This is a genomic window from Muricoccus pecuniae (genome assembly GCF_014199205.1).
Taxonomy (GTDB): domain Bacteria; phylum Pseudomonadota; class Alphaproteobacteria; order Acetobacterales; family Acetobacteraceae; genus Roseomonas; species Roseomonas pecuniae.
Window position 1 is genome coordinate 1 of sequence record NZ_JACIJD010000089.1, and the last position, 1,130, is coordinate 1,130.

General features: G+C 67.3%; 1 protein-coding gene. It reads left to right on the forward strand.

Annotated features, from left to right (window positions below):
• The first annotated feature begins 146 nt into the window (after window positions 1-146).
• Window positions 147-608, forward strand: a complete 462-nt coding sequence (locus FHS87_RS23305) for a very short patch repair endonuclease (RefSeq protein WP_184522313.1) — start codon at window positions 147-149, stop codon at window positions 606-608.
• The last annotated feature ends 522 nt before the right edge of the window (window positions 609-1,130 follow it).

Consider the following 1,130-nt stretch of genomic DNA (forward strand, 5'->3'; position numbering starts at 1 on the left):
CCGCGCTCAGCACGATCGACACCGCAGGCTTGCCCATCGCCGTACCCCTACCGATCACCTAAATAATCGTAGGAATTTCGCGATCAGGGCACTAGCGGCGACTCACCCCGTTTCCTCCGCACAACCCAATCTCCGGGATCACCAACATGACCTGTGACATGGCGCGCATGCCTATGCGCGACACCGCGCCCGAACTCGCGCTCCGCGCCTCCCTGGCGCGCCTCGGCCTGCACTCGCCAGAGCGCGACGTCGCCGGACTGCCCGGACGCCCGGACCTGATCCTACGCGAGGACCGGGTGGCAATCTTTGCGCACGGCTGTTTTTGGCATCACCACGCCGGGTGCCGTCACGCACGCCTGCCGAACACGACCTATCCGTGGAAGCAGAAATTCCTGTGCACCCGGGCTCGCGACCGGGCCACCCGCGATGCGCTGGTCGCCAGTGGCTGGCGCGTGCTCTGGGTCTGGGAGTGTGCGTTGACCGGGGGCGACGCCCTCAGCAGCAACACGCTCGACGCCACCGTGAAGGCGTTCCTTGAAGACCGGATCGCGTTCCGGGAAGTCTCGGGAGGTGGTGTCGGTCCTGACACCGCGGCTGACGCGGCCTGAGGAGCGCCCGGTGACCGGGGCTGCCGCGGTCGAAAACTTCGGTAGCCCCATCGCGCCTTTCGGCATGGACGGCATGCCACGACCGGACCGGGCGTGACTGCGGCCGTACGAACCTTGTTCGAAGGAGGTAGGTGAGGAGCAGGGGTTCAGGCCCAGGCGGAGTCCTGGGCGATGTCCGGAGCGCTTCCCGCACGCCCAGCTCCAAACCCTTCCATGCGACGGGGAGGCACGCAGGCCGCCGCTCGAGTACGACCCACCCCCTTCTTTCTCCCAGCCAAGCGGAAGGGCATGTGATCAGAACGCGCGCCCTTAGGGGCGCGCCGGTCCGCCCGAGCCGCCATACATAGCAAGGCCAGAGGCGCGTCGGCAGCGGCGGAAGAGAGCCCCTATCAGGACGAGGTTCCGGCCATCGCGCGGACGCTTGTGCGTAAGCGTTTACTGACGGCTACGGCTGTTGCGGGTTGACGGGGCTCAAGCGCTGTCTGGCCGCAGGTGCCATGGCGCCAGCTCACCGATGCGATT

Excerpts from the sequence above, each read along its gene's own strand:
- FHS87_RS23305 (WP_184522313.1), top strand. The coding sequence starts at position 147 with ATGACCTGTGACATGGCGCGCATGCCTATGCGCGACACCGCGCCCGAA.